The organism is Salinicola sp. MIT1003, from assembly GCF_001858555.1.
GTDB classification, from domain to species: Bacteria; Pseudomonadota; Gammaproteobacteria; order Pseudomonadales; family Halomonadaceae; genus Salinicola; species Salinicola salarius.
On record NZ_MCAP01000022.1, the window covers coordinates 244,046 to 268,800 of the forward strand.

Consider the following 24,755-nt stretch of genomic DNA (forward strand, 5'->3'; position numbering starts at 1 on the left):
GACGGGTAACTGGCTATTCTGTCCGGCCTTTTGGCGACCGCCAGTAGCAATATTGTCGGTGTTTCGAGACGAAAATAGGCCGGATATTCAGCCATCAATTCGGTCATAAAAATAACAAAACCTTAAATTATCTCTTTTTATTCGATCGAATGCAAGATCTGTATTCTGACACAGCTTTGTGAGGCACGCCCATGATGAGAGGTCTTCACCAGCCCGGCGAATTCCGCGACAACTGCGGTTTCGGCCTGATTGCTCATATGGAGGGGCAGGCCAGTCACGATCTGCTCAAGACGGCGATCGAATCCCTGACATGCATGACCCACCGAGGTGGTATCGCGGCGGACGGCAAGACCGGCGACGGTTGCGGCCTGCTGCTGAAGATGCCGATGAGCTTCATGCGAGCGCTGGCCCAGGAGCAACTGGACGTGACCCTGGGCGAGCGTTTCGCGGTCGGCATGGTGTTCTTCCCCGATGACGACGCTCGCGAGCAGCACGCACGGGAAATCCTGGAAGGCGAGCTGGCCGAGCGCGGCTTGAGCGTCATGGGTTGGCGCGACGTGCCCACGGACCCCAGCGTCTGCGGGCCGATGGCGCTCGAGTGCCTGCCGCGCATTCGTCAGGTGTTCGTCGAAGGGGATGCGTCCCAGTCCGACGCCGCGTTCAATGTCGAGCTGTTCATGGCTCGTCGCCTGGCCGAGCAGAAGCTGCGTCAGGAAGAAGAGTTCTACGTCTGCTCGCTGTCGTCCAAGGTGGTGTCCTACAAGGGCCTGATGATGCCCGTGGATCTGCCGACCTTCTATCAGGATCTGGGCGACGAACGTCTCGAAACCGCCGTCTGCGTCTTCCACCAGCGTTTCTCGACCAATACGGCGCCGCGCTGGCCGCTGGCGCAGCCGTTCCGCTTCATGGCGCACAACGGCGAGATCAACACCATCGAGGCCAACCGCAGCTGGGCCAATGCGCGCAAGGCCAACTTCGTCAGCGAACTGCTGCCGGAGATCGAAGGCCTCGACGAGATCGTCAACACCACCGGTTCCGATTCTTCGAGCATGGACAACATGCTCGAAGTGCTGCTGACCGGCGGCATGGATCTCTACAACGCGGTGCGCATGATGGTGCCGCCGGCGTGGCAGAACGTGGAGACCATGGACGGCGACCTGCGCGCCTTCTACGAATACAACTCCATGCACATGGAGGCGTGGGACGGCCCCGCCGGTATCGTCATGACCGACGGCCGCCATGCCGTCTGCATGCTCGACCGCAACGGTCTGCGTCCGGCGCGCTGGGTGATCACCGACAACGGCTACATCACCCTCTCCTCCGAGATCGGGGTATGGAACTATCAGCCGGAATCCGTCGTGGCCAAGGGCCGTGTCGGGCCGGGGCAGATCCTCGCCGTCGATACCCAGACCGGCGAGGTGCTGCATACCGACGATATCGATCAGCGGCTCAAGTCCGCCTACCCCTACCGTCGCTGGCTCAAGGAGCACGCCCACTATCTCGAGTCGGCGCTGACCGAGCTGGCCCGCTTCCAGCCGATGGAAACCGACGAGCTCAACGTCTATCAGAAGATGTTCTCGGTCACCTTCGAAGAGCGCGATCAGCTGCTCAGGCCGCTGGCCGAGAGCGGTCAGGAGGCGGTCGGGTCGATGGGCGACGACACGCCGATGGCGGTACTGTCGCGGCAGAACCGTCTGCTCACCGATTTCTTCCGTCAGAAATTCGCCCAGGTCACCAACCCGCCGATCGACCCGTTGCGTGAAGCGATCGTGATGTCGCTGGAAACCTGCATGGGCGCGGAACTCAACGTCTTCCAGGCCACCCCCGAGCACGCGCATCGCCTGATCCTGACCACGCCGGTGCTGTCGCCGCGCAAGTTCACCGCCCTGGTGACCCAGGAAGATCCGGCGTTCACCTCGATCCGGCTGCCGTTGCACTACGACCCGGAAACCACCTCGCTGCGCCAGGCGCTGGTAGCGCTCTGCCAGCAGGCCGAGCAGGCGGCTCGGGATGGCAAGGTGATCCTGGTGCTGTCCGATGCCGAACTCGAAAAAGGCAAGCAGCCGATCCAGGCGCTGCTGGCGACCGGCGCCGTGCACCATCATCTGGCCAGGCTGGCGCTGCGCCCGCGCGTCAATATCGTGGTCGAGACCGGCTACGCCCGTGACGCGCACCAGATGGCGGTATTCTTCGGGGTCGGCGCCACCGCGGTCTATCCGTACCTCGCCTACCAGGTGATGGCGGACATGCACCGCACCGGCGAGCTGGTCGGCAACCCGGCGGACGCGCGCGAGAACTACCGCAAGGGGATGCAGAAGGGGCTTTACAAGATTCTGTCGAAGATGGGCATCTCGCAGATCTCTTCCTACCGGGGTTCGCAGCTGTTCGAAGCCGTCGGACTGGGTTCCGAAGTCATGCAGATGTGCTTCGACGGCATGATGTCGCGCATCGAGGGCACCGGCTTCAGCGAGCTGCAGATGCAGCAGATGCTGGCGGCCCGCGATGCCTGGATTCCCCGTAAAGGCATCCGCCAGGGCGGCCTGGTCAAGTTCGTCCACGGGCACGAATACCACGCCTACAATCCCGACGTGGTGATGCTGCTGCAGCAGGCGGTCCAGCAGGGCGACTACGCCAAGTGGAAAGCCTTCGCGCGGCTGGTCAACGAGCGTCCGGTGGCCACGATCCGGGATCTGCTGAAGCTCAAGCCGGCTCCCGAGCCGTTGCCGCTGGACGAGGTCGAGCCGGTGGAAAACCTGCTGCCGCGCTTCGACAGCGCCGGCATGTCGCTGGGCGCGCTGTCGCCGGAAGCCCACGAGGCGCTGGCGCAGGCGATGAACGAAACCGGTGGCCGCTCCAACTCCGGCGAAGGCGGCGAGGATCCGGCCCGCTACGGCACCATCCGCTCGTCGAAGATCAAGCAGATCGCCTCCGGGCGCTTCGGTGTGACGCCGGCCTATCTGGTCAACGCCGAAGTGCTGCAGATCAAGGTCGCCCAGGGCGCCAAGCCCGGCGAGGGCGGCCAGCTGCCGGGTGGCAAGGTCAACGACATGATCGCGCGGCTGCGCTATGCGGTGCCGGGCGTGACGCTGATTTCGCCGCCGCCGCATCACGACATCTATTCGATCGAGGATCTGGCTCAGCTGATCTTCGATCTCAAGCAGGTCAACCCGAGCGCCCAGGTCTCGGTCAAGCTGGTCTCCGAGCCGGGCATCGGCACCATCGCCACCGGGGTGGCCAAGGCCTACGCCGACCTGATCACCGTCTCCGGCTACGACGGCGGCACCGCGGCGAGCCCGATCACCTCGATCCGCCACGCCGGGAGCCCGTGGGAGCTGGGCCTGCCGGAAGTGCACCAGGCGCTGCGCATCAACGGCCTGCGCGACAAGATCCGGTTGCAGACCGATGGCGGCCTGAAGACCGGGCTCGACGTGGTCAAGGCGGCGATTCTTGGCGCCGAGAGCTTCGGCTTCGGCACCGCGCCGATGGTGGCACTGGGCTGCAAGTATCTGAAGATCTGCCACCTCAACAACTGTGCGACCGGCGTCGCGACCCAGCATCAGGAGCTGCGCGACGAGCACTTCCGTGGCACGGTCGACATGGTCAAGCACTACTTCCGCTTCATCGCCGAGGAAGTGCGTGAATTGATGGCGCTGCTCGGCGTGCGCCAGCTCACCGACCTGATCGGGCGCACCGACCTGCTGGAAATGCTTGAAGGCGAGACTGCGGCGCAGCGCAAGCTCGACCTGAGCCCGCTACTGGCCAACGATTTCGTACCCGCGGACGCGCCGCAGTTCTGCGAGGTCCGCCGCAACGTGCCGCATGATCCGGGTGCCAAGAACCAGGAAGTGTTCGACGCGTTGCTGCCGGCGATCGAGTCGAAGTCCGGTGGCGAGTTCTCGTTCACGATCACCAACTGCGACCGCTCGGTGGCGGCTCGGGTTTCCGGCGAGATCGCCAAGCGCTACGGCGAGGCGGGGCTGGAAGATGCACCGATCACGGTCCGCTTCAAGGGTGTTGCGGGTCAGAGCTTCGGGGTATGGAACGCGCGCGGGCTGAACCTGTATCTGGAAGGCGATGCCAACGACTACGTCGGCAAGGGCATGAACGGCGGCAAGGTGGTGATCGTGCCGCCCAAGACCAGCCGCTTCCAGAGCCACGAGACGGCGATCATCGGCAACACCTGCCTGTACGGTGCCACCGACGGCAAGCTGTTCGCCGCGGGAATGGCCGGCGAGCGCTTCGGCGTGCGCAACTCCGGCACCCACGCGGTGATCGAAGGGGCCGGCGACCACTGCTGCGAATACATGACCGGCGGCCTGGTCTGTGTGCTGGGCAAGACCGGGATCAACTTCGGTGCGGGCATGACCGGCGGTTTCGCCTATGTGCTCGACGAGGATCGCGGTTTCGTCGACCGCTACAACCACGAGCTGGTGGAAATCCATCGGATCAACACCGAGTCGATGGAGGCTTACCGCCGTCACCTGCGCGAAGTGATTACCGAGTACGTGGAAGAGACGGACTCGCCACGCGGGCGAGCGATTCTCGAGGATTTCTCCGACTTCATCCGCCACTTCTGGCTGGTGAAGCCCAAGGCCGCAAGTCTCAACGGTTTGCTGGCCCAATCCAGGCGGCAGCCTGAATAAGAGGCGGCGACAGCCCGAACGGCCCCCGGTGTCAGCCACCGGGGCAGGGGCTACAGCTGCAATCCGAGAGCGTCGTCGGCCCAGTGAGGAGAAAAGACATGGCAAACCGTTTGAGTAACGACTTTCAGTTCATCGATGTAGGGCGACGCGATCCGCAGAAAAAGGATGCGCGCAGCCGGGCGAAGGAGTTCGCCGAAATCTACGAGCCGTTCAAGCCCAGCGAGGCGGCCAGCCAGGCGCATCGCTGCCTGCATTGCGGCAACCCGTACTGCGAGTGGAAGTGTCCGGTTCACAACTACATTCCCAACTGGCTCAAGCTGGTCAGCGAGGGGAACATTCTCGAAGCGGCGGAGATGTCGCACCGCACCAACTCTCTGCCCGAAGTGTGTGGCCGGGTCTGCCCGCAGGATCGCCTGTGCGAGGGCGACTGCACGCTGAACGACGGCTTCGGCGCCGTCACCATCGGCTCGGTGGAGAAGTACATCACCGATACCGCCTTCGCCATGGGCTGGCGTCCGGACATGTCCAGCGTGACCATGACCGACAAGCGCGTCGCCATCGTCGGTGCCGGGCCGGCCGGACTGGGCTGCGCCGATATCCTGATCCGCAACGGGGTCAAGCCGGTGGTGTTCGATCGCTACCCGGAGATCGGCGGTCTGCTGACTTTCGGCATTCCCGAGTTCAAGCTCGAAAAGCACGTGATGGAACGCCGTCGCGCGGTGTTCGAGGAGATGGGGGTCGAGTTCCGGCTCAATACCGAAATCGGTCGGGACATCACCTTCGAACAGCTCAACGACGAATTCGATGCGGTCTTCCTCGGCATGGGCACTTACAAGTACATGGTCGGCGGCTTTCCCGGCGAGGAGACGGAAGGCGTCTACAAGGCGCTCGATTTCCTGATCGCCAACGCCAACCATCACCTCGGCTTCGAGAAGGATCCGGCCGACTACGTGTCGATGGCCGGCAGGCGCGTCGTCGTCCTGGGCGGTGGCGATACGGCGATGGACTGCAACCGCACCTCGATTCGCCAGGGCGCGGCCAGCGTGACCTGTGCCTATCGTCGAGACGAGGAGAACATGCCGGGCTCCAAGCGCGAGGTGGCCAACGCGCGCGAAGAGGGCGTCGAGTTCCTGTTCAACCGCCAGCCGGTGGCGATCGTCGGCGAGGGCAAGGTCGAGGGCGTCAAGCTGGTACGCACCCGCATGGGGGAGCCGGACGAGAAAGGACGGCGCAGCGCGGAAGTGGTGCCGGGCTCCGAAGAGATCCTGGCCTGCGATGCGGTGGTCATCGCCTTCGGTTTCCAGCCCAGCGAGATCGAATGGTTCGACACGCACCAGATCGAGGTGGACGAGCGCGGCCGCGTGCTGGCGCCAGAGATTCCGGCGCAGATGGAACGTTTCGCCTATCAGACCAGCAACGAAAAAGTGTTCGCCGGTGGCGACATGGTGCGCGGCTCCGACCTGGTGGTGACGGCTGTCTACGAAGGGCGTCAGGCGGCGGAAGGCATCCTCGGTTATCTCGAGGTGTGAGGGTTGCGGCTCGTGCTGGCGGTAGCGCCGGCACGAGCCGCCCGGCGCTACCGATCGCGTTCAGCGGTGGTATAAAGTCGGATGAGCCTTTACAGTGGCGCGCTCGAAACGAACTGCAATTCTCAAAAGGTCACACCATGATCAGGCTTGAACGCAACATTCTCGACCAGGCAAACACGCAGCTGCGAGCGCTGGAAGACCATGTGCTGGATCAGGACGGCGGCTATCAGGCCACCATGATCAGTGGCCAGTTGAAGGCCCTGTTCTCGCTCGCCAAGCTGCATGACAGCGGGATGTCCGACGAGTGCGCCGGGATGCTCGAGGAGATCGAGCGTCGTTCCAATATCCTGGTTTCCCGCCTGCCCGAGTCCAGCTGACGCCGCGGGTCACCAGGCCCGGTTACCGAATTGCCGGATCAAAAGCGCCAACGTCATCGTTGGCGCTTTTTCGTTGAAGGCATTCGCATGAATGTCATGCAGGGCCCCGATCACGACCGGGCAATGCGGCCCATCAGGGTATCGGGGCGCTGCGGTGACTTGTCCGCCAATACCTCGCGAGCCTCGTCGAGCTTGTCGGCTTCCAGGTTGAGCAGCAGTACGCCGACGACGTTCTCAATCTCATTGTCGAGATAGTAATAGACGCCTTTGTCGTCTTCCACGTCCTCGACGGTTGTCAGCGAACTGTCGAGCTTGCCCACGGCTTTCCAGGCGAAGTCGAACACGTTCGAATAGAAGTAGGGCGTGTAATCGTAGGTCTCGTCGCTGCCGGCCATGATCCGGCCGACCGTCGCGCCCATCTGGTTGGCATTGTCGACGTGCTCTGCGTGCCAGCGGCCGAGAATGTGGTCCGGGTAGGTCACGATATCGCCGGCGGCGAAGATGGCGTCATCGCTGGTCTCGAGGCGCGCATCGACCACGACCATGCCGTCCTCGACCTCCAGCCCTGCCTGTGCTGCAAGCTCGACTCGCGGCTTGACTCCCAGTCCGAAGACCGCCGCGTCCACTTCCAGGCCGTTGCCATCGTCGAGTTCGAGCGTGACCTTGCCGTCGGCCTCGCGCCCGCCGCTGACCTTGCGGCCATTCAATAGCTCGACGCCCTTGTCGAGATAGGTCTGGTGGAAACGGTCTGCGAGGCTGGGCGGGAACATCTGGCTTCCCAGTACCTCATGGGGATGTATCAGGGTCACCCGGCATCCATTCTGGATCAGTGCCGCGGCCAGTTCCGTACCGATATAACTGCCGCCGATGACGGCAATGTGCAGCCCCTTGCCGGCAAGTCTTCTCAGGCAGTCGTAATCCTCGACCGTGCGGAAATAGCGCACGCGGTCGCTCGCCGGCAGATCGATCGTCATCGGTGCGCCGCCAGTCGCCAGCAGCAGTTTGCCGTAGCCGATGGTGTCGCCGTCATCCGTCGTCACCGTTTTCTGGTCGCGATCGATGGCCGTGACGCGAGTGCGGGTATGCAGCGTGGTGCCGTCGTCCTGCTCCGGCTGCATCCAGATCTTGTCGTAACCGAATTCGGGGTCGGTCCAGAGCTTTTTCGTTAGCGCTGGCCGCGTGACCGGGCCGTTGGGCTCGGCGCCCAGAATGCCGATCGTGCCTTGGGTGTCCTTCTCTCTGATGCCTTGAACGGCATTGGCGGCGACCATGCCGGCGCCGACGATCAGGTAGTCGTAGCGTTGCATATCCACTCCCTGGCATGCCTTGAGTTTAGACGAGACACCACCGTTCAAAGTGGCGTCGCTCGCTCGGTATTCCCGTTCGATCCTTGGGGTCGATGGTGTCAGCGTAGTTCAGTCGTGAGGCACTGTGCCAAAAACGCGAGGTCGGGAGGCATCCCGCCATCGCTGAAGGTAGAATGCGCGTCGGGTCGGTTATCCGCCGCTCGTCCATACAACAATCGCTTTCACGCATTCGGAAATCGCCGGCGTCGACCGGTCGTTTCCCTGGAGAACAAGTTCGATGTCATCCTGGTTCCCCCGCTGGCGCCGCGTCGATGCCGCTCGCCAAGATCTGGTCGCACCCGACGAGACGCTGCCACCCGCGCAGACGCTATTGATGGGCGTGCAACACGCCGTCGCCATGTTCGGTTCCACCGTGCTGGCGCCGCTGCTGATGGGGTTCGATCCCAACCTGGCGATCCTGATGTCGGGGATCGGTACGCTGCTGTTCTTCGTGATCGTCGGCGGGCGGGTTCCCAGCTACCTGGGGTCGAGTTTCGCCTTCATCGGGGTGGTGATTGCCGCCACCGGTTACGGCGGGAGCGGCGGCAATCCGTCGATCGGGCTGGCGCTGGGCGGCATCATCGCCTGCGGCGCGATCTATGCGGTCATCGGCCTGATCGTGATGGCCATGGGCACGCGCTGGATCGAGTTCCTGCTGCCGCCGGTCGTGACCGGAGCCATCGTCATGACCATCGGTCTCAACCTGGCTCCGGTAGCCGTTTCCAGCGTGGCCGGCTCCAACTTCGATGCCGCGATGGCGCTGGTGACCATCCTCTGCATCGGCCTGGCGGCGGTGCTGACTCGCGGCATGCTGCAGCGGCTGCTGATCCTGGTCGGGCTGGTTGCCGCCTACGCGATCTATGCGCTGGTCACCAACGGCCTGGGCTGGGGCACGCCGATCGATTTCTCGATCATCGAAGAGGCCGCCTGGTTCGGGATGCCCGCGTTCACCGCCCCGACGTTCAGCCCGCACGCCATGGTGCTGATCGCCCCGGTCGCGATCATCCTGGTGGCGGAAAACCTGGGCCACATCAAGGCGGTGGGAGCGATGACCGGGCGCGATCTCGATCCCTATATCGGCCGGGCCTTCCTGGGTGACGGACTGGCGACGATGGTCTCCGGGGCGTCCGGCGGCACCGGCGTGACGACCTATGCCGAGAACATCGGCGTGATGGCGGTGACGCGGGTCTACTCGACATTGATCTTCGTCGCGGCGGCGGGATTTGCCATTCTGCTCGGGTTCTCGCCGCGCTTCGGCGCGCTGATCCAGACGATCCCCGGCCCGGTGCTGGCCGGCGCTTCGATCGTGGTGTTCGGCCTGATCGCGGTTGCGGGCGCCCGCATCTGGGTCCAGAACCAGGTCGACCTGGGGGAAAATACCAATCTGATCGTCGCGGCGGTCACCCTGGTGCTGGGCGCGGGCAACTTCTCGATCGATTTCGGCGGCTTCACGCTCGACGGAATCGGTACGGCGACGTTTGGCGCGATCCTCCTGCATCTCGTCCTGCGTCACGGCACCGGAGGCGGGCGGGGTCGCGCGATCTGACGTTTGCATCTCGTCCAACTAGCGCTTCGCTTTGCGCCCGTTGGACGTTAGTCTGGGGTGATGGCATCGCCACGTCGATGCCATCACCCTTGTTTTCCATGAACGTATCGATCGCGCCCGAGATTAGAGTCCCAATGAGTGAGCCGCAGCCCAGCGCTATCAGTGTCGATGAAGAAGAGACTTCCGCCGGAAAGTCGATCGCCATGACCCGCGAGGTGCTGGAGCAGGATCTGATTCGTCGCCACTTCGAAGCCGTCTACCCCGACGTGGCCTTGAAGAGCCACGAAGAGCTGCAAAGCTCGATCCATCAGGTGCTGGCCTCGGCGCCGCCCGGCGTGCAGTGTCGCGACGGTGTCTATCTGTTCGCCTACGGCTCGTTGATCTGGAACCCTTGCGTGGAGGTCGACGAACGCCATACCTGCCGCCTCTACGGCTACCATCGCGATTTCTGCCTCAAGCTCGACCACGGCCGTGGCACGCCAGATACGCCCGGACTGATGCTGGCGCTGGCGCCGGGCGGCTCCTGCCGTGGCGTCGCGCTGCGGGTTCCCGGTGACAATCTCGAACGCGAGCTGACGCTGGTGTGGCGGCGCGAGATGCTGACCGGCGCCTACCGCCCGCGCTGGATCAAGCTGAAGACGGACGTCGGCCCGATCTGGGGCATCGCCTTCGTGATCAACCCGCATCACGACCGCTATATCGGTCGCCAGCCCGACGAGACGGTAGTGCATCTGCTACGGACCGGCCGCGGCGTGCTGGGGTCGTGTCGCGAGTATCTCGACAACACGGTGGGCGACCTGCATGCGCTGGGAATCCGGGATCGTCGCCTGGAGTCGTTGCAGCGCGCGGTGGCGAACTGACGTCCGGATGTCGGCGCGGCACGCGATCCAAAATTGAGCCTTTCGATCGAGTCTGGTAATCTGACGTCCCATCCTGGCCCGACTTCTCCCCCGGGTCTTTTCTCACGAGCTTTACGACCACGATTCGACAGGTTTTCCATGACACGATATATCTTCGTGACCGGCGGCGTTGTGTCCTCCCTGGGCAAGGGTATTGCCTCCGCTTCGCTGGCTGCGATCCTCGAGGCCCGCGGCCTCAAGGTCACCATCCTCAAGCTGGACCCGTACATCAATGTCGATCCGGGCACCATGAGTCCGTTCCAGCATGGCGAGGTGTTCGTCACCGAGGATGGCGCGGAAACCGATCTCGACCTGGGCCACTACGAGCGCTTCATCCGTACCAAGATGACCCAGAGCAACAACTTCACCACCGGCCGGGTCTACGAGCACGTGCTGCGCAAGGAGCGCCGTGGCGACTATCTCGGCGGTACGGTGCAGGTGATTCCGCACATCACCGACGAGATCAAGCATCGTGTGATCAAGGGGGGAGAAGGTTACGACGTGGCGCTGGTGGAGATCGGCGGCACCGTCGGCGACATCGAATCGCTGCCGTTCCTGGAATCCATCCGTCAGCTGCGCAGCGAAGTGGGTGCCAACCGCGCGCTGTTCATGCACCTGACGCTGGTGCCCTACATCAAGACCGCCGGCGAGACCAAGACCAAGCCGACCCAGCACAGCGTCAAGGAGCTGCGCTCGATCGGTATCCAGCCCGATATCCTGATCTGCCGCAGCGAAGTCGAGCTCGAGGAGAGCGAGCGGCGCAAGATCGCGCTGTTCACCAACGTCGAAGAGCGTGCGGTCATCCCGCTGCAGGATGCCGATACCATCTATCGCATTCCGCTGATGCTGCATGAGCAGGGTCTCGACGATATCGTCTGCGACAAGTTCCGCCTCGAGGCGCCGCAGGCGGACCTGGCCGAGTGGATCCACGTCCTCGACGCCAAGCTCAATCCGCTCAAGACGATCAACATCGCCATGGTCGGCAAGTACATGGAGCTGCTCGACGCCTACAAGTCGCTCAACGAGGCGCTGATCCATGCCGGCATCCAGACGCGGGTGAAGGTCAACGTCGAGTACATCGATTCCGAATTGATCGAACGTCACGGCACCGAGCGTCTGGCCGGCAAGGATGCCATCCTGGTGCCGGGCGGCTTCGGCGAGCGCGGCGTGGAAGGCAAGATCCAGGCCGCCCGCTTCGCGCGCGAGAACGACGTTCCCTATCTCGGCATCTGCCTCGGCATGCAGGTCGCGGTGATCGAGTTCGCGCGCCACGTGGCGGGTTGGGAAGACGCCAACTCCACCGAATTCACCCGCGATACCCAGCATCCGGTGGTCGGCCTGATTACCGAATGGATCAACCCGGAAGGGCAGATCGAGTTGCGCGACGAGGCCTCCGACCTGGGCGGCACCATGCGTCTCGGCGGGCAGGAATGCCGACTCAAGCCCGGTTCCAGGGCGCACGAGGTGTACGGTCTGGACACGATCACCGAACGTCACCGTCATCGCTTCGAGGTCAACGAGCAGTTTGTCGAACAGCTCGAAGCCGCGGGCCTGATCGTCTCGGGCAAGAGCGGCGATCAGTCGCTGGTCGAGATGATCGAGCTGCCGGACCACCCCTGGTTCCTGGCGTGCCAGTTCCATCCCGAGTTCACCTCTACGCCCCGCGACGGCCATCCGCTGTTCACCGGCTTCGTCAATGCGGCGCTGGAGCACAAGGCGCAACGCCAGCGCCAGCATGGCATGGCGCATCAGGAGTGATCGAATGACCGGCGGGGGATGAAGCGATTCATCCCCCGCCATCGTTGGAGACGCTGGACCTGACCCGCCAACGCTGGATAAGCTCCAGAACTGCTACCATGACCGAATCATCGCGCCCGGAGTCCGCGCAAGAGCCGGGCGCTTCACCCTCGATCATTGATTTTTCAACCGACAGGACGACGTAACATGGCTGAGATCGTTGATATCCGCGCCCTCGAAGTACTCGATTCCCGCGGCAACCCCACCGTCCAGGCACAGGTCACGCTGAGCGGCGGCATCACGGGCAGCGCCTGTGCGCCCAGCGGTGCTTCAACCGGCTCTCGCGAAGCGCTGGAACTGCGTGACGGGGACAAGTCGCGCTATCTGGGCAAGGGCGTGTTGAAGGCCGTCGACGCCGTCAACGGCAAGATCCGCGAGCGCCTTCTGGGCATGGACGCCAGCGATCAGCGCGCTCTCGACGACGCCATGCTGGCGCTGGATGGCACCGACAACAAGGCAAGCCTGGGCGCCAACGCGATTCTCGCCGTATCGCTGGCCGCGGCCAAGGCAGCGGCGACCGAGAAGGGCGTGCCGCTCTACGCCCACATCGCCGAGCTCTACGGCCAGCCGGGCCAGTACACCATGCCGGTGCCGATGATGAACATCCTCAACGGCGGCGAACATGCCGACAATAACGTCGATATCCAGGAATTCATGATCCAGCCGGTGGGCGCGCCGAACTTCCGCGAAGCGCTGCGCACGGGCGCCGAGATCTTCCATTCGCTGAAGAAGGTGCTCTCTGCCAAGGGGCTTTCCACCTCGGTCGGCGACGAGGGCGGTTTCGCGCCGAACCTCTCCTCCAACGCCGAAGCGCTGGCGGTCATCAAGCAGGCGGTCAGCGACGCGGGCTACACCCTGGGCAAGGACGTCACGCTGGCGCTCGACTGCGCCTCCAGCGAATTCTTCAAGGACGGCACCTACGATCTCGCCGGTGAAGGCAAGCATTACGACGCCGCCGGCTTCACCGACTATCTGGCCGATCTCTGCGACCAGTATCCGATCGTTTCCATCGAAGATGGCATGGACGAGTCGGACTGGGATGGCTGGAAAGCGCTGACCGACAAGCTTGGCGACAAGATCCAACTGGTCGGCGACGATCTGTTCGTCACCAACACCAGGATCCTGAAGCGCGGTATCGACGAGAAGATCGGCAACTCGATCCTGATCAAGTTCAACCAGATCGGTTCGCTTTCCGAGACGCTGGATGCGATCAAGATGGCGCAGGATGCCGGCTTCACCGCGGTCATCTCCCACCGTAGCGGCGAAACCGAAGACACCACCATTGCCGATCTCGCCGTGGGCACCGCCGCCGGCCAGATCAAGACCGGCTCGCTGTGCCGCTCCGATCGCGTCGCCAAGTACAACCGCCTGCTGGTGATCGAGCAGGAGTTGGGTGATAAGGCCGCCTATCCGGGCCTAAAGGCCATTAAAGGACAGTAATGTCTGCCTGATCGATCGAAACGCAAGAAGGCCGCTCAATGAGCGGCCTTCTTGCGTTCTTAGGCAGCGAGCGTGAGCGCAGACCAGACAAGGCGAAATCAATCTAAAAAGCGGAGTTTACGAGTTGTAAATGAGCACTTTGAGATTGATTTCAACACAGTATGGCCAAGCGCAATAGCAAATCAGCGTTCGAGCAGTTCGATCTTGTTCGGCTTGCCATCCCACTCCTTGGCGTCCGCCGGCGGGTCTTTCTGTTCGGCGATGTTGGGCCACACCTCGGCGAGTTCGGCGTTGAGTTCGATGAACTGCTGCTGGCCTTCGGGCAACTCGTCTTCCGAGAAGATCGCCTCCGCGGGGCATTCCGGCTCGCAGAGCGCACAGTCGATGCACTCATCGGGATGAATGACGAGGAAATTGGGTCCCTCGTAGAAACAATCCACCGGGCAGACTTCGACGCAGTCGGTGTATTTGCACTTGATGCAGTTCTCGGTGACGACGAACGTCATGGGTGTTCTCTCCTGATTGACGGCCCGGCCACGTGACTGGTTTTGCCACAGCCCTAAGTCGAAGCTCTATGTCACAGCTCTTGGTCACGGTATTGGCGGATAGGAAGACGTTGTTGAAATCACCGTTTCCACGGTGCCGCCGCATGCTGTTCGAATGGCGCCATATTTTAGGCGGGTGGCGCCAGCGTCGGCAAGCCGCGGCGTGAAACATCGAGGAATGGTGTTATAGCCACCGGGCCATTCAGCACTGCTCGCGCCAGGCATAGAGCAGGTCCAACGCGGCCCGCGGCGTCAGCGAGTCGACGTCCAGCGACCCCAGCGCTTCCAGTACCGGGTGCGGCGTCGCGGCAAACAGGTCCGCCTGCTGCGGCCCGGCGGACTGCGTGCGGGCGTCGGTGGCGACCGGCATGGCTGCGGGCTGCTCGAGACTGGCCAGCTTGTCGCGGGCACGGGCGATCACGCGCTGCGGCACGCCGGCGAGCTGGGCGACCTGCAGGCCGTAGCTCTGGCTGGCGGGGCCGTCCTCGACCCGGTGCATGAAGACGATGCCATCCTTGTGCTCGGCGGCCGTCAGATGGACGTTGGCGACCGTCTCCTGCTGTTCGGCCAGCGCGGTCATCTCGAAGTAGTGGGTCGCGAACAGCGTGAAGGCGCGCTGGGCCGCCAGGTGTTCGGCGCTGGCCCACGCCAGCGAGAGGCCATCGAAAGTGCTGGTGCCACGGCCGATCTCGTCCATCAGCACCAGACTTTCCGAGGTGGCGTTGTGGAGAATGCTGGCGGTCTCGGTCATCTCCACCATGAAGGTGGAGCGCCCGCCGGCCAAATCGTCGCTGGAACCGATACGGGTAAAGATCCGGTCCACCGGGCCGATCTCGGCGCTGTCCGCCGGCACGAAGCTGCCGGTATGGGCGAGCAGAGCGATCAGCGCCGCCTGACGCATGTAGGTCGACTTGCCGCCCATGTTGGGGCCGGTGATCACCAGCATGCGGCGATCCTCGTCGAGACGCAGGTCATTGGGCACGAATGGATGCTGGCTGACCTGCTCGACCACCGGATGGCGGCCGCCGACGATATTGAAGCCGGGGGTTTCCAACAGTCGAGGACGTACGAACTCCAGGTTTTGCGCACGCTCGGCGAAGGCGCAGAGAACGTCCAGCGCCGCCAGCGCCCGGCCGGTGGCCTGCAGCGCGTCGAGATCGGCATTGAGGGTGTCGATCAGGCTCTCGTAGAGCAGCTTTTCCCGTGCCAGCGCGCGGGACTTGGCGGAGAGCGCCTTGTCCTCGAACTCCTTGAGCTCGGGGATGATGAAACGCTCGGCATTCTTCAGCGTCTGGCGACGAATGTAGTCCGCCGGCACCTCGCGCGCCTGGGCGCGGGGGATCTCGATGTAGTAGCCGTGGACCCGGTTGTAGCCGACCTTGAGACCGGGCAGGCCGGCGCGTTCGCGCTCACGGACTTCGAGCTGGACCAGATAATCGCCGGCGTGCTCGGCCAGGCCGCGATACTCGTCGAGTTCAGCATCGAAACCCTCGCGGATGACGCCGCCGTCCCGGATCACTACCGGCGGGTTGTCGATCAGCGCCTGGGTGAGCGTCTCGGCGAGCTCGGGATAGGGATGAATATGACGGGCGAGATCGTCCAGTGCGCTTTCGCCTTCGATGCGCTGCAGGTCGCCCTGGAGCGCCGGCAGCACGTTGAGCGCATCGCGCAGGCGGGCCAGATCTCTCGGCCGGGCGCTGCGCAGCGCCACGCGGGCCAGGATGCGCTCGACGTCGCCGACCTCGTTGAGTGGCTCGCGAATCAGCAGGTACTGGTCATTGTCCAGCAGCAGTTGCACGGCGGCCTGGCGCCCGCCGATCTGGGCGCGATCCCGCAGCGGGCGGTTGAGCCAGCGCTTGAGCAGCCGCGAGCCCATCGGCGTGACGGTGGTGTCGAGTACGCTGGCCAGGGTGTTGTCGCCGGTGCCGCCGAGGTTGATGTCGATCTCGAGATTGCGCCGGCTGGCGGCATCGATCACCACGGATTCGTCGCGGCTCTCGACGCCCAGCGCGGTGACATGCGGCAGGCGCGACCGCTGGGTATCCCGCGCGTAGTCGATCAGTACGCCGGCCGCGATCAGCGCGGTCTCGAGATGCGTGCAACCGAATCCCCGCAGATCGGCGACCTCGAACTGGTCGCACAGCAGCCGGTGGGCGGTCTCCAGATCGAAGTGCCAGTCGTTCTGGCGGCGCAGGCCGGTTCGGGTGGCCAGCGAGGGCGGCAGGTCGAGGCTCTCGGCGGCGAGCAGTTCGGCGGGCTGCAGGCGATGGATCTCGGCCAGCATGTCGGCTTCGCCTTCGACCTCGAGCACGCTGAAGCGGCCGCTGGAGAGTTCGAGCCAGGCAAGCCCCCAGCAGTTGCCCGTCTGGTGCAGAGCCACCAGCAGGTTGTCGCGCCCGGCATCCAGCAGCGCCTCGTCGTGCAGCGTGCCCGGCGTGACGATACGCACGACGCGACGCTCGACCGGCCCCTTGGAGGTAGCGGGATCGCCGATCTGCTCGCAGATCGCCACCGATTCGCCGGACTTCACCAGCCGGGCCAGGTAGGACTCGGCACTGTGGTAAGGAATGCCGGCCATGGGGATGGGCTTGCCCGCCGACTGGCCGCGCGCCGTCAGCGTGATGTCGAGCAGCCGCGATGCCCGCTTGGCATCATCGAAGAACAGCTCGTAGAAATCGCCCATCCGGTAGAAGAGCAGTACGTCAGGATGCTCGCGCTTGATCTTGAGGTACTGCGCCATCATCGGCGTATGCTGAGTGCTCTTGCTGGAGGCCACGTCCTGCATGGTGTCTCGGAAGCTCCGTCGATTCTTGGGGCACAGAGGGGCATCGAAATGCCGGGTCGTACGGTGAAGGGCAAGGTTACCACGCCGTGGCCGGGTCCAGCACGGCGCGGGGTCGACGGCCGGCCTGCCTTAGAGGGGATCATGCCTCAGGTCTAGTGATTTCAGCCTGAGTACCTGTCGATAACTCGTTACAGTGTCAGAAACCGGCACTCGAGGACTCCCATATGGCCCGGTTGGTGCTCAACCACCTCAGCGATTCCACCTATCGACTACTGGCGACCGAGGCCAGCAAACGTAACGTCAATGTCAGTGAGCTGGCCGTGGTTCTGCTGGAGATCGCCGTCGCCGAGCTGGCGGCTCGTCAACCGGCAGTGATGACACCGCCCGTCCGGGAGCCCCGCGAGCCGGAGTGATGCCCGCTGCTATGATGGGACTGGATCGGCGGGACTCGATCAGCCCCGTGTTTCGAGCCGCCTCGTTGCCGGGCGGCCGGACGAACACCTTGCCGGAGGCATGAACCGTTCAGCTCGGTGCTGGAACGAGCGATCAATACATGCCGCCGTTCACCGCGATCACCTGACGCGTGATGTAGGCGGCATCCGCCGAGCAGAGAAAGCTCACGGTGCCGGCGACTTCCTCGGCGGTCCCGGTGCGCTGCATGGGAATCAGCTTGCGAATCTCGTCGCGGGGCAGCTCATCGGTCATGCGCGTCTCGATCCACCCCGGCGCGACGCAATTGACTGTGATGCGGCGCTTGGCCAGCTCGACGGCCAGCGCCTTGCTGGCGCCAACGATCCCAGCCTTGGCCGCGCTGTAGTTGACCTGGCCGCGATTGCCTATCAATCCGGACATCGACGAGAGCGCGACGATACGTCCGGGCCGGCGCCGCTGGATCATCGGCATGACCAGCGGATGCAGGACGTTGTAGAAACCGTCCAGATTGGTTCGCAGCACGCTGTCCCAGTCCTCGCCCGTCAGCGCGGGAAAGGGCTTGTCCGCGGTGATGCCGGCGTTGCAGATCACGCCGTAGTAGCAGCCGTGCTCGGCGATGTCCGCCTCCAGCACCGCCTTGACGGTTTCCCGCTCGGCGACGTCGAAGTGGACGATGCGCGCCTGGCGTCCCTCGGCTTCCACTGCGGCCTTGACCGCGTCGATGTCGTCGCCGGGGCGCCGGCAGTGCAGTACCAGATCGTGACCGTCGCTGGCCAGGCGTCTGGCGATCGCTTCGCCGATGCCGCGATTGGCGCCGGTGACCAGAATCGTCTCGGGATGTCGTTCTTCCATGGGGCCTCGAGCGCAGAGCTGCGAATGGTGAAGTCAGGGCGTCAGGCGCCGTTCAGTGCCGGCATCGCGGCGGGGCGATAGAGCGTCAGGCTGCCGCGAGCCAGCGGCTCGGCATCGTCCGGCACCGCCGTGGCGTGCTTGTCGATGGCATGCAGGGCGCCGCTGACCTGGGTGATGCCATTGTCGGCGACGAAGTCGATGGTGACGGTGACACGGATCCGATGGTCGAAATCGAAGACCGGCACGCGCGCACGATAGCGTTTGGCGCCCAGCAACAGACCCGGGGCCGGTGCCTCGCCCGATGCGGCGGCCCGGAAACCGGCCCAGGCGGCGACGGCCTGAGCCAGCCACTCGACGCCGACCCACGCCGGGATGCCGTCGGGCTCGGCGAACAGATCGTCGCGCCGGGTCACGGTTTCGGCAGTCGCCCCCTCTTCGTGGACCTCGACCAGCTGCGTCAGCAGGCACATCCCTCTAGCGTGGGGGACCAGTGGCGCGACGGGGCAGGGGAGCGAAGGCGTATCGGATGCAGTCAAGGGAATTCCGTCGTCGTTCTTGCGTTTCTCTTTCCGGGCAAGCCGGCGCTTCAATCGGCCCGGGACAGCAGCAGACTGGCGTTGTTGCCACCGAAGGCAAAGCTGTTGCTCAGGGCATGACACAGCGGGCGCGCCGGCGTGGCGTTTTGCGTCACCAATGGCAGGGCGGGAATGTCCGGGTCGTAGTCATCGTCGAAGACGTGTATCGGCAGATGGCCGCGATCCAGAGCCAGCCAGCAGAACGCCGCCTCAAGTGCACCGGCCGCGCCCAGAGTGTGGCCGGTCAGCGCCTTGGTCGAGCTGCAAGCCGGGGGCGTGGCGAACAGCGTCGCGACGGCCGCGGCCTCCATGCTGTCGTTGAGCGGTGTGCCGGTGCCGTGGAGGTTGAGGTAGTCGATCTCCGCCGGATCGCGTCCGGCCATCGCCATTGCCTGGCGCATGGCCTCGGCGGCGCCGCTGCCGTCGGGACGCGGAGCCGAGATGTGGTGCGCATCGACACTCTCGCCGACGCCGGCAAGCTGGATGCCGCCGGCCTCCGGGGTAACCACGAACAGCGCCGCCGCCTCGCCGAGATTGATCCCGTCGCGATGGCGGGAAAAGGGCAGGCAGGGCGCGTCGCTGACGGCTTCCAGGCTGGCGAAGCCGTTGACCGTGAGGCGGCAAAGGCTATCCGCGCCGCCGGCGATCACCGCGTCGCATTGGCCGCTCTTGAGCAGACGCCTGGCGCTGGCCAGCGCCCGGGCGCTGGAACTGCAAGCGGTGGAGAGGGAATAGCAGGGCCCGGCGCTGCCCAGCCGCTCGGCAATGAAACGTGCCGGCGCGCCCAGTTCCTGGCGGGCGTAGGCGAAGTCCTCTGGCAGCGGCCCTTCACGGCCGCTGGCGGCCAGCGCCAGCTCGGTTTCGCCGATGCCGGAAGTGCTGGTGCCGATCACCACGCCGATCCGATCGCTGGGCACCCGGGTCAGCAGCGGTTCGATTTCCGCCTCTAGCCGTTCCAGCGCCAGCGCCAGCAAACGATTGTTGCGGCTGCGGTGATTCTTCGGCCAGCCGGTGACGTCCGGCAGTTCGCCGACGACCCGGCCCAGGGGCAGGGGGCGGCCCGGAGTGAAGGCATCGCTGGTCGTCAGGCCGCGCTCGCCAGCGAAGAGCGCGCGAGCGATCGCATCCAGATCGTCACCCAGCGAGCAGACGACGCCGGGGCGGGACAGGCGACAGGGAAAGACAGCACTCATGAGTCAGCGTTCTTCTGCATTAGTTCTTCTCCATTGGCGCTTCTCCATCATCGCGCGCCTGCATCGGGTCGATCGTCAGTCGATAGTCGCCCTGGCGATCGTCCAGGGTCAGCGTCCTGGCGTGTTCGCGGTCCGGCACCGGGGTGATGCGGGCGGCCAGCTCGCCGCGATAGAGAATGTCGCGATGCGCCGAGTCGTCGACGACCTGCCAGGCGCTTCCGTCGAAGGCGTCACGCAAGGCGTCGAGCGGCCACAGGCTCCACTCCAGGCGCGATGCCAGCCACGCTGGCGGGATCGGCAGCGGCGATTCGCCCGGGGCGTCGCCGGCCTCGAATCGCGCGCCGTCGGCATCGCGGACCAGCGTCGTCACGCGCTGACCGTACGGCGTGACCAGCACGGCTCGCAGTCGGTCGGGATCGATGCGGATGAAGGCGATCAGCGTACGGGGTTCGCCCTCGTCAGGCTGGAACGTCAATCGACTCTTCAAGGTATCGGCGGTGGTCGCGGCGGCCAGGGGCGGCGTCGGTGATACCGGCGGCGTCAGGCTGCAGGCGCTCAGGACCATCGCCAGACAGAGTAGCCCTAGCGGCCGCAGGCTGCGCTTCATGGTCTGTTCTCCGTCGCCCGGGCGGGCGGCCGTGGGGTCTCGGTCTGTGTCGTCGAAGACTCCGCCTGCCTTTCGCAGATGGCCGCGAGCGTGTCGAGATGACGACGCGATGCGCTGACGAACGGATTGCTTCGGTCCCACGCGTATCCTGCCAGGATGGCACTGATGCGCCTCTTGATGTCGCTCGGCGCGTCGGCATGGAAGATGATCGTCTGCAGGCGGCCGTCGTACCAGGCATCGACGAAGGCGCGAAACGTCTCGATACCCTCGCGCAGCGGTACCTCGAACTCGGCATGCCAGTCGATCGCATCGCCACCCAGTTGGCGGTCGACCAGCGGCGCCGCCAGGCTGGCCGACCGCAGGGCGATGGTCACGCCGGACGAGAACACCGGGTCCAGGAATTCGCCGGCATTGCCCAGCAGCGCATAGCCGGGGCCGTGCAGACGTGTCACATCGGCGGAGTAGCCGCTGAGCTCGCCCACTGCACGCGTGGGCCGAGCGCCTTCGAGGAGCTGGCGGAAACGGGGTTCGGCATCGATCAGCGCTTGCCATCGTGCTGCCGGGGTGGCGCCGTAGGCTTCGAGGCGCTCGGTCTCGCCGACCACACCTACCGAGGCACGCTGGTGCCGGAACGGGATCAGCCAGTACCAGATGCCGGCATCGTCGGGATGCACGCCGATCAGGATCTTTTCGCGATCGTGGCTCGAATCCGCAGGGTAGGCCTCGACGTGGGTAAACAGCGCCGTGCGGGGATCCTGACGCGCGTCGCGCTCGAGATGCTCGAGCCGGGCCAGCACACGGCCATAGCCGCTGGCGTCGAGCACGAATCGGGCGGTCAGCGTGCGGGCGTTGCCGGATTCATCGACCACGTCGACCTGCGGGCGGTCGTCGTCGGCCCGGAACGCGGTGACGGTAACGCCGAATTCGACCTCTGCACCCTGGTCGCGGGCGCCATCGATCAACCGATGATCGAAATCGGCGCGTTCGACCTGGAACGTGGTGCCCCAGCCCGGGGTGAACTTCTCGCGGAAGTCGATTGCCGTCTCCAGGCCGTCGCGGGTGAACGCGGCGCCATTCTTGGGCTGGTAATCGGCGGCCAGGACGCTCTCCAGCAGACCGGCCTCCTCGAGATGACTCATGCACTGCGGCAGCAGGCTTTCGCCGATGGAAAAGCGGGGAAAGTGGCTGCGCTCGACCACCAGCACGCGTCGGCCGAAGGCTGCCAGGCGTGCGGCGGCCGCGGCCCCGGCCGGCCCGGCACCGATGACGATGACATCGTGATCGACTTCAGCCATGTTCGTTCTCCTGTTGATGGATCCGGTCTGGATCGACAGGTCTTACCCAGGGAACCAGAACCCACACGCTGGCCAGCCCGATCAGGCAGGTCAGACCCAGATAGTGCAGCGCCGGCGTGGCACTGAAGGCGAGCATGCCGAACGCCAGCAGACTGGTCAGGGTCGACAGCGTGATCGCGAGCCAGGCGGATGGCTGTCTGGCGTGCTCCACGTTGAAGATGCCGGCATCCAGCCCGATCCCCAAGACCAGCAGCAGGCCCAACTGGTTGAAGATATTGAGCGGGACGCCGCCAAGGGCGAAGGCCGCCAGCACGATCAGGGTGGCACCGAAGGGCGGCACGATCACGCGCCACGCGCGGCGCCGATACCGCCACACCAGCGCCAGCGTCATCAACGCCATCGCCAGCACGACCCAGAGCGCGGTATGGCGGCGCAGCTCGCCGAGCAAGGCGCCGATCCGGTCGACCCGATCGACATACTCGACCCTGGCTTGCGGGCCGCCCACGGCCTCGGCCACTGCCTGCAGGGTGCGCCCGGTCTCGGCGTCTCTGGCCCCGGAGACGACCACCATCGCGGCGACGCCGCCCTCCGGTGTCTCGCCCAGCCATAGCCGCTGCTGGTACTGCCCCAGCGGCGTGTCCAGCCAGTCGGACACGGTCAGCGGGGCAGAGGTGTCGAGCCGCGCCCTGGCTTTCTCGGCCACCTCGGCCGGTAATCCGGCGCGCCGGATCAGATCGTCTAATGGCTCGCCATAGAGGGAACGCACCCTTGCCAGGTTGGCCTGCTGCTGCGCTGCCGTCGGCACTGCGTCGGCCAGCGATTGAAAGTCGATTTCGAGCCCGTCGGCAATGGCGCGATCGAGCGCGGTGTCGAGCGAGTCGAGCCGGGCCAGCAGCGTTTGGGTATCCTCGGCCTGAACCAGGAAGTAACGGCTGCCGGTATCGCGATCGAGCAGTTGCTGTACCCGCTGCTCGTCCTGCATCAGCGCCGCCGGCGAGGGGTTGAGCAGCTCCAGGCTGTCGTCGCTGGTCAGGCGGACGGCGCAGATGACGACCAGCACGACGGCGCCGATCAGGGCGAGCCAGGGCGGCAACCGCCAGCGAGGTTGGCACAGCCGCCACCAGCGTGTCGCCAGACGTGCGGTGAACGGGCTGGCATGAAGCGTGAAGCGAGGCAGCCACAGCACGACCGTCAGCCAGGCACCGACAAGGCCGAAGGCGGCGAAGGCGGCCATCTGGCGCAATCCCGGCATCGGTGTCAGCGCCTGCGCCACGTAGGCGACGACGCTCGAGATCAGGCCCAGCGCGAGACTCGGCAGCAGCCGGCGCAGGCGGAACCCGGCGCCGGTGATGGCGCGATCGCACTGCAGGTGCAGCACATAATCGATGGCGATACCGATCAGGCTGGCGCCGAAGGCTAGCGTCAGCAGGTGCAGGCGGCCGAAGAAACCCAGGGTCAATGTCAGCGCGAACAGCGAGCCGGCCAGCAGTGGCACCATCAGTTGCAGCAGCACCCGGGGCGAGCGAAAGACGAACCCGATGATCAGCAGCACCCCGAGCAGGGAGGCCGCGCCGATGGTGGACATCTCGTGCTTCGCCTGGCGCGCGCCGGCGGCGGCGTGGAACACCAGGCCGGAGCGCAGCAGCTCGGCGTCGGGATGCTGCTGCTGGAACTGCTCGAGCGTCGCGTGCAGAGCGTTCTGCATCGGCTGGTCGTAGGGCGAGCCCTCGAGTTCGCCGATCAGCACGCTCCACTGTCGGCCGTCGCGACCCAGCGTCAGCAGGCCATCGGCGGCCCCGATGGGGCTGCCGGGCAGGCGTGCAAGCCAGGTATCCAGCAGGCCGAAAGGGTCGGCGACGGGGTCCGGGCGTGCCGTCGGCGAGAACAGCCGGCGCAGCGCCGGCTCCACCAGCGTGCCGGCGTCGCCGCGATCGATGGTTTCCTGCCATTCCGGTGTCAGCAGGCGATAGCGCCACTGGCCCATCCAGTCGTGAGGATCGGCATCGGCCAGATCCAGCTCGCGCCAGTCGATGGCCGCAAGCTGGCAGTCGTCGACCAGCGTCTGCAACGCCTGCCCCAATGCCCGGGTCGTCGTGACGCGCTCGTCGTCGCCGAGCAGCAGCAGGAAGCGATTCTCGAAGCCGCGTCCCAGTTCGCGGTCCGCCTGCTCGATCAGCGGCGCCTGCCGATCGGCGGGCAGCAGCGCGGTGAGGTCGGTATCGGCGGGCAATCCGTGGCGCAGCATCCATCCGAGCCAGATGGTGCAGAGCGCCAGAACCGCGAACCAGAGCCAGCCGAGCCGGCGATAGCCTGCGCGGCTCATGAACCGTTCAGCGGGTGCTGGTCGAACAGACGAACCTCGAGCCGGTCGCCATTCGGCGTGCGCATGTCGAGACGATCGATGGTGCGATCACCCTGCAGGGTGATTCCGGCGATACGTTCACGCAGCGCCGCTTCTTTCGGGGTCAGCGCGACCTGCCAGGCATCCTGATCGCCGGAGAGCGCCAGCGTGAAGCGCGACTCCAGCGCCTGCCAGTCCCCTTCCAGCAGTTGCAGGAACAGCTGGGCCACCTGTTCGCCGCCGGGGGGCGCACTTTCGCCGCTGCCATTGGTGATCGCTTCCGGGGTGAGCTCGATGCGCTCCTCGACCGGGGTTTCGAGCTGCCAGACGACGCGCTTGCCGCGCTCGAAGAGGAACGTGCCCCGGCTGGTGAGAGAGCTATCGAGATCCGCCAGTTCGCGCTGCTGTTCGAAACTGCCTGCCAATGCCGGGGTGGCGGCGAGCTGGCGTTGCAGGTCGTCCAGATCGAAGGCCTGGGCGCTCAATGGCGCCAGTAGAAGCAGAAGCGTGATCAACCATCGGCGAAGCGGCATGCGGAAGTCCTTTTGGGGTT

The 24,755-nt window shown here is 65.1% G+C and carries 18 protein-coding genes; 8 read left to right on the plus strand and 10 right to left on the minus strand.

Annotated features, from left to right (window positions below; all coding sequences use genetic code 11):
• Positions 1-191 precede the first annotated feature (191 nt).
• The 3 genes from gltB to BC443_RS10945 all read left to right on the plus strand — a co-directional run bounded on the left by gltB (position 192) and on the right by BC443_RS10945 (position 6,549).
• Entirely contained in the window at positions 192-4,643 is a 4,452-nt protein-coding gene (gene gltB, locus BC443_RS10935; RefSeq protein WP_071231859.1) for a glutamate synthase large subunit, read from the plus strand.
• Positions 4,644-4,741: 98 nt separating this feature from the next.
• A complete protein-coding gene (locus BC443_RS10940; protein WP_071231860.1) occupies positions 4,742-6,172 on the plus strand; it encodes an FAD-dependent oxidoreductase in 1,431 nt (476 codons plus the stop codon).
• A gap of 137 nt (positions 6,173-6,309) precedes the next feature.
• Positions 6,310-6,549, plus strand: a complete 240-nt coding sequence (locus BC443_RS10945) for a hypothetical protein (protein WP_071231861.1) — start codon at positions 6,310-6,312, stop codon at positions 6,547-6,549.
• A 110-nt stretch (positions 6,550-6,659) separates the two neighbouring features.
• Here the strand turns inward: BC443_RS10945 and BC443_RS10950 are convergent, their stop codons facing one another.
• On the minus strand, positions 6,660-7,856 hold the full coding sequence (locus BC443_RS10950) for an NAD(P)/FAD-dependent oxidoreductase (RefSeq protein ID WP_071231862.1): 1,197 nt from the start codon (positions 7,854-7,856) through the stop codon (positions 6,660-6,662).
• A 277-nt stretch (positions 7,857-8,133) separates the two neighbouring features.
• Between BC443_RS10950 and BC443_RS10955 the strand changes: the two genes are divergently transcribed.
• The 4 genes from BC443_RS10955 to eno all read left to right on the plus strand — a co-directional run bounded on the left by BC443_RS10955 (position 8,134) and on the right by eno (position 13,577).
• Positions 8,134-9,441: a solute carrier family 23 protein gene (locus BC443_RS10955; protein WP_071231863.1), complete on the plus strand. Its 1,308-nt coding sequence runs from the start codon at positions 8,134-8,136 to the stop codon at positions 9,439-9,441.
• Positions 9,442-9,575: 134 nt separating this feature from the next.
• A complete protein-coding gene (locus tag BC443_RS10960; protein WP_071231864.1) occupies positions 9,576-10,301 on the plus strand; it encodes a gamma-glutamylcyclotransferase in 726 nt (241 codons plus the stop codon).
• 138 nt (positions 10,302-10,439) lie between these two features.
• Positions 10,440-12,098 carry a CTP synthase gene (locus BC443_RS10965; RefSeq protein ID WP_071231865.1) on the plus strand — a complete coding sequence of 553 codons (1,659 nt, stop codon included), beginning with the start codon at positions 10,440-10,442 and terminating at the stop codon, positions 12,096-12,098.
• Positions 12,099-12,284: 186 nt separating this feature from the next.
• Entirely contained in the window at positions 12,285-13,577 is a 1,293-nt protein-coding gene (eno, locus tag BC443_RS10970) for a phosphopyruvate hydratase (protein ID WP_071231866.1), read from the plus strand.
• Positions 13,578-13,759: 182 nt separating this feature from the next.
• Here eno and fdxA read toward each other — a convergent pair whose 3' ends face one another.
• Positions 13,760-14,083 (minus strand): ferredoxin FdxA, encoded by a 324-nt coding sequence (gene fdxA / locus BC443_RS10975; protein WP_071231867.1) that lies wholly within the window; start codon positions 14,081-14,083, stop codon positions 13,760-13,762.
• A 241-nt stretch (positions 14,084-14,324) separates the two neighbouring features.
• Positions 14,325-16,907 (minus strand): DNA mismatch repair protein MutS, encoded by a 2,583-nt coding sequence (mutS, locus tag BC443_RS10980; protein ID WP_071231868.1) that lies wholly within the window; start codon positions 16,905-16,907, stop codon positions 14,325-14,327.
• A 224-nt stretch (positions 16,908-17,131) separates the two neighbouring features.
• Here mutS and BC443_RS10985 point away from each other — a divergent pair, with 224 nt between their 5' ends.
• A complete protein-coding gene (locus BC443_RS10985; RefSeq protein ID WP_071231869.1) occupies positions 17,132-17,320 on the plus strand; it encodes a hypothetical protein in 189 nt (62 codons plus the stop codon).
• Between the two features lie 133 nt (positions 17,321-17,453).
• Here BC443_RS10985 and fabG read toward each other — a convergent pair whose 3' ends face one another.
• Genes fabG through BC443_RS11020 form a run of 7 tightly spaced genes read right to left on the minus strand, consistent with a single transcriptional unit; the run spans position 17,454 to position 24,735 of the window.
• Entirely contained in the window at positions 17,454-18,191 is a 738-nt protein-coding gene (gene fabG, locus BC443_RS10990) for a 3-oxoacyl-ACP reductase FabG (protein ID WP_071231870.1), read from the minus strand.
• A gap of 41 nt (positions 18,192-18,232) precedes the next feature.
• Positions 18,233-18,727: a hypothetical protein gene (locus BC443_RS10995; protein ID WP_071231871.1), complete on the minus strand. Its 495-nt coding sequence runs from the start codon at positions 18,725-18,727 to the stop codon at positions 18,233-18,235.
• Positions 18,728-18,777: 50 nt separating this feature from the next.
• Positions 18,778-19,959, minus strand: coding sequence for a beta-ketoacyl-ACP synthase (locus BC443_RS11000; RefSeq protein WP_071231872.1), 1,182 nt, complete (start codon positions 19,957-19,959; stop codon positions 18,778-18,780).
• A gap of 19 nt (positions 19,960-19,978) precedes the next feature.
• On the minus strand, positions 19,979-20,566 hold the full coding sequence (locus BC443_RS11005) for a DUF3261 domain-containing protein (protein ID WP_071231873.1): 588 nt from the start codon (positions 20,564-20,566) through the stop codon (positions 19,979-19,981).
• Entirely contained in the window at positions 20,563-21,861 is a 1,299-nt protein-coding gene (locus tag BC443_RS11010) for an NAD(P)/FAD-dependent oxidoreductase (protein ID WP_071231874.1), read from the minus strand. The genes BC443_RS11005 and BC443_RS11010 overlap by 4 nt, the downstream gene beginning before the upstream one ends.
• Positions 21,854-24,184 (minus strand): hypothetical protein, encoded by a 2,331-nt coding sequence (locus BC443_RS11015; RefSeq protein ID WP_071231875.1) that lies wholly within the window; start codon positions 24,182-24,184, stop codon positions 21,854-21,856. Before BC443_RS11015 ends, BC443_RS11010 begins: the two co-directional genes overlap by 8 nt.
• On the minus strand, positions 24,181-24,735 hold the full coding sequence (locus BC443_RS11020; protein WP_071231876.1) for an outer membrane lipoprotein carrier protein LolA: 555 nt from the start codon (positions 24,733-24,735) through the stop codon (positions 24,181-24,183). The genes BC443_RS11015 and BC443_RS11020 overlap by 4 nt, the downstream gene beginning before the upstream one ends.
• Positions 24,736-24,755: the final 20 nt, after the last annotated feature.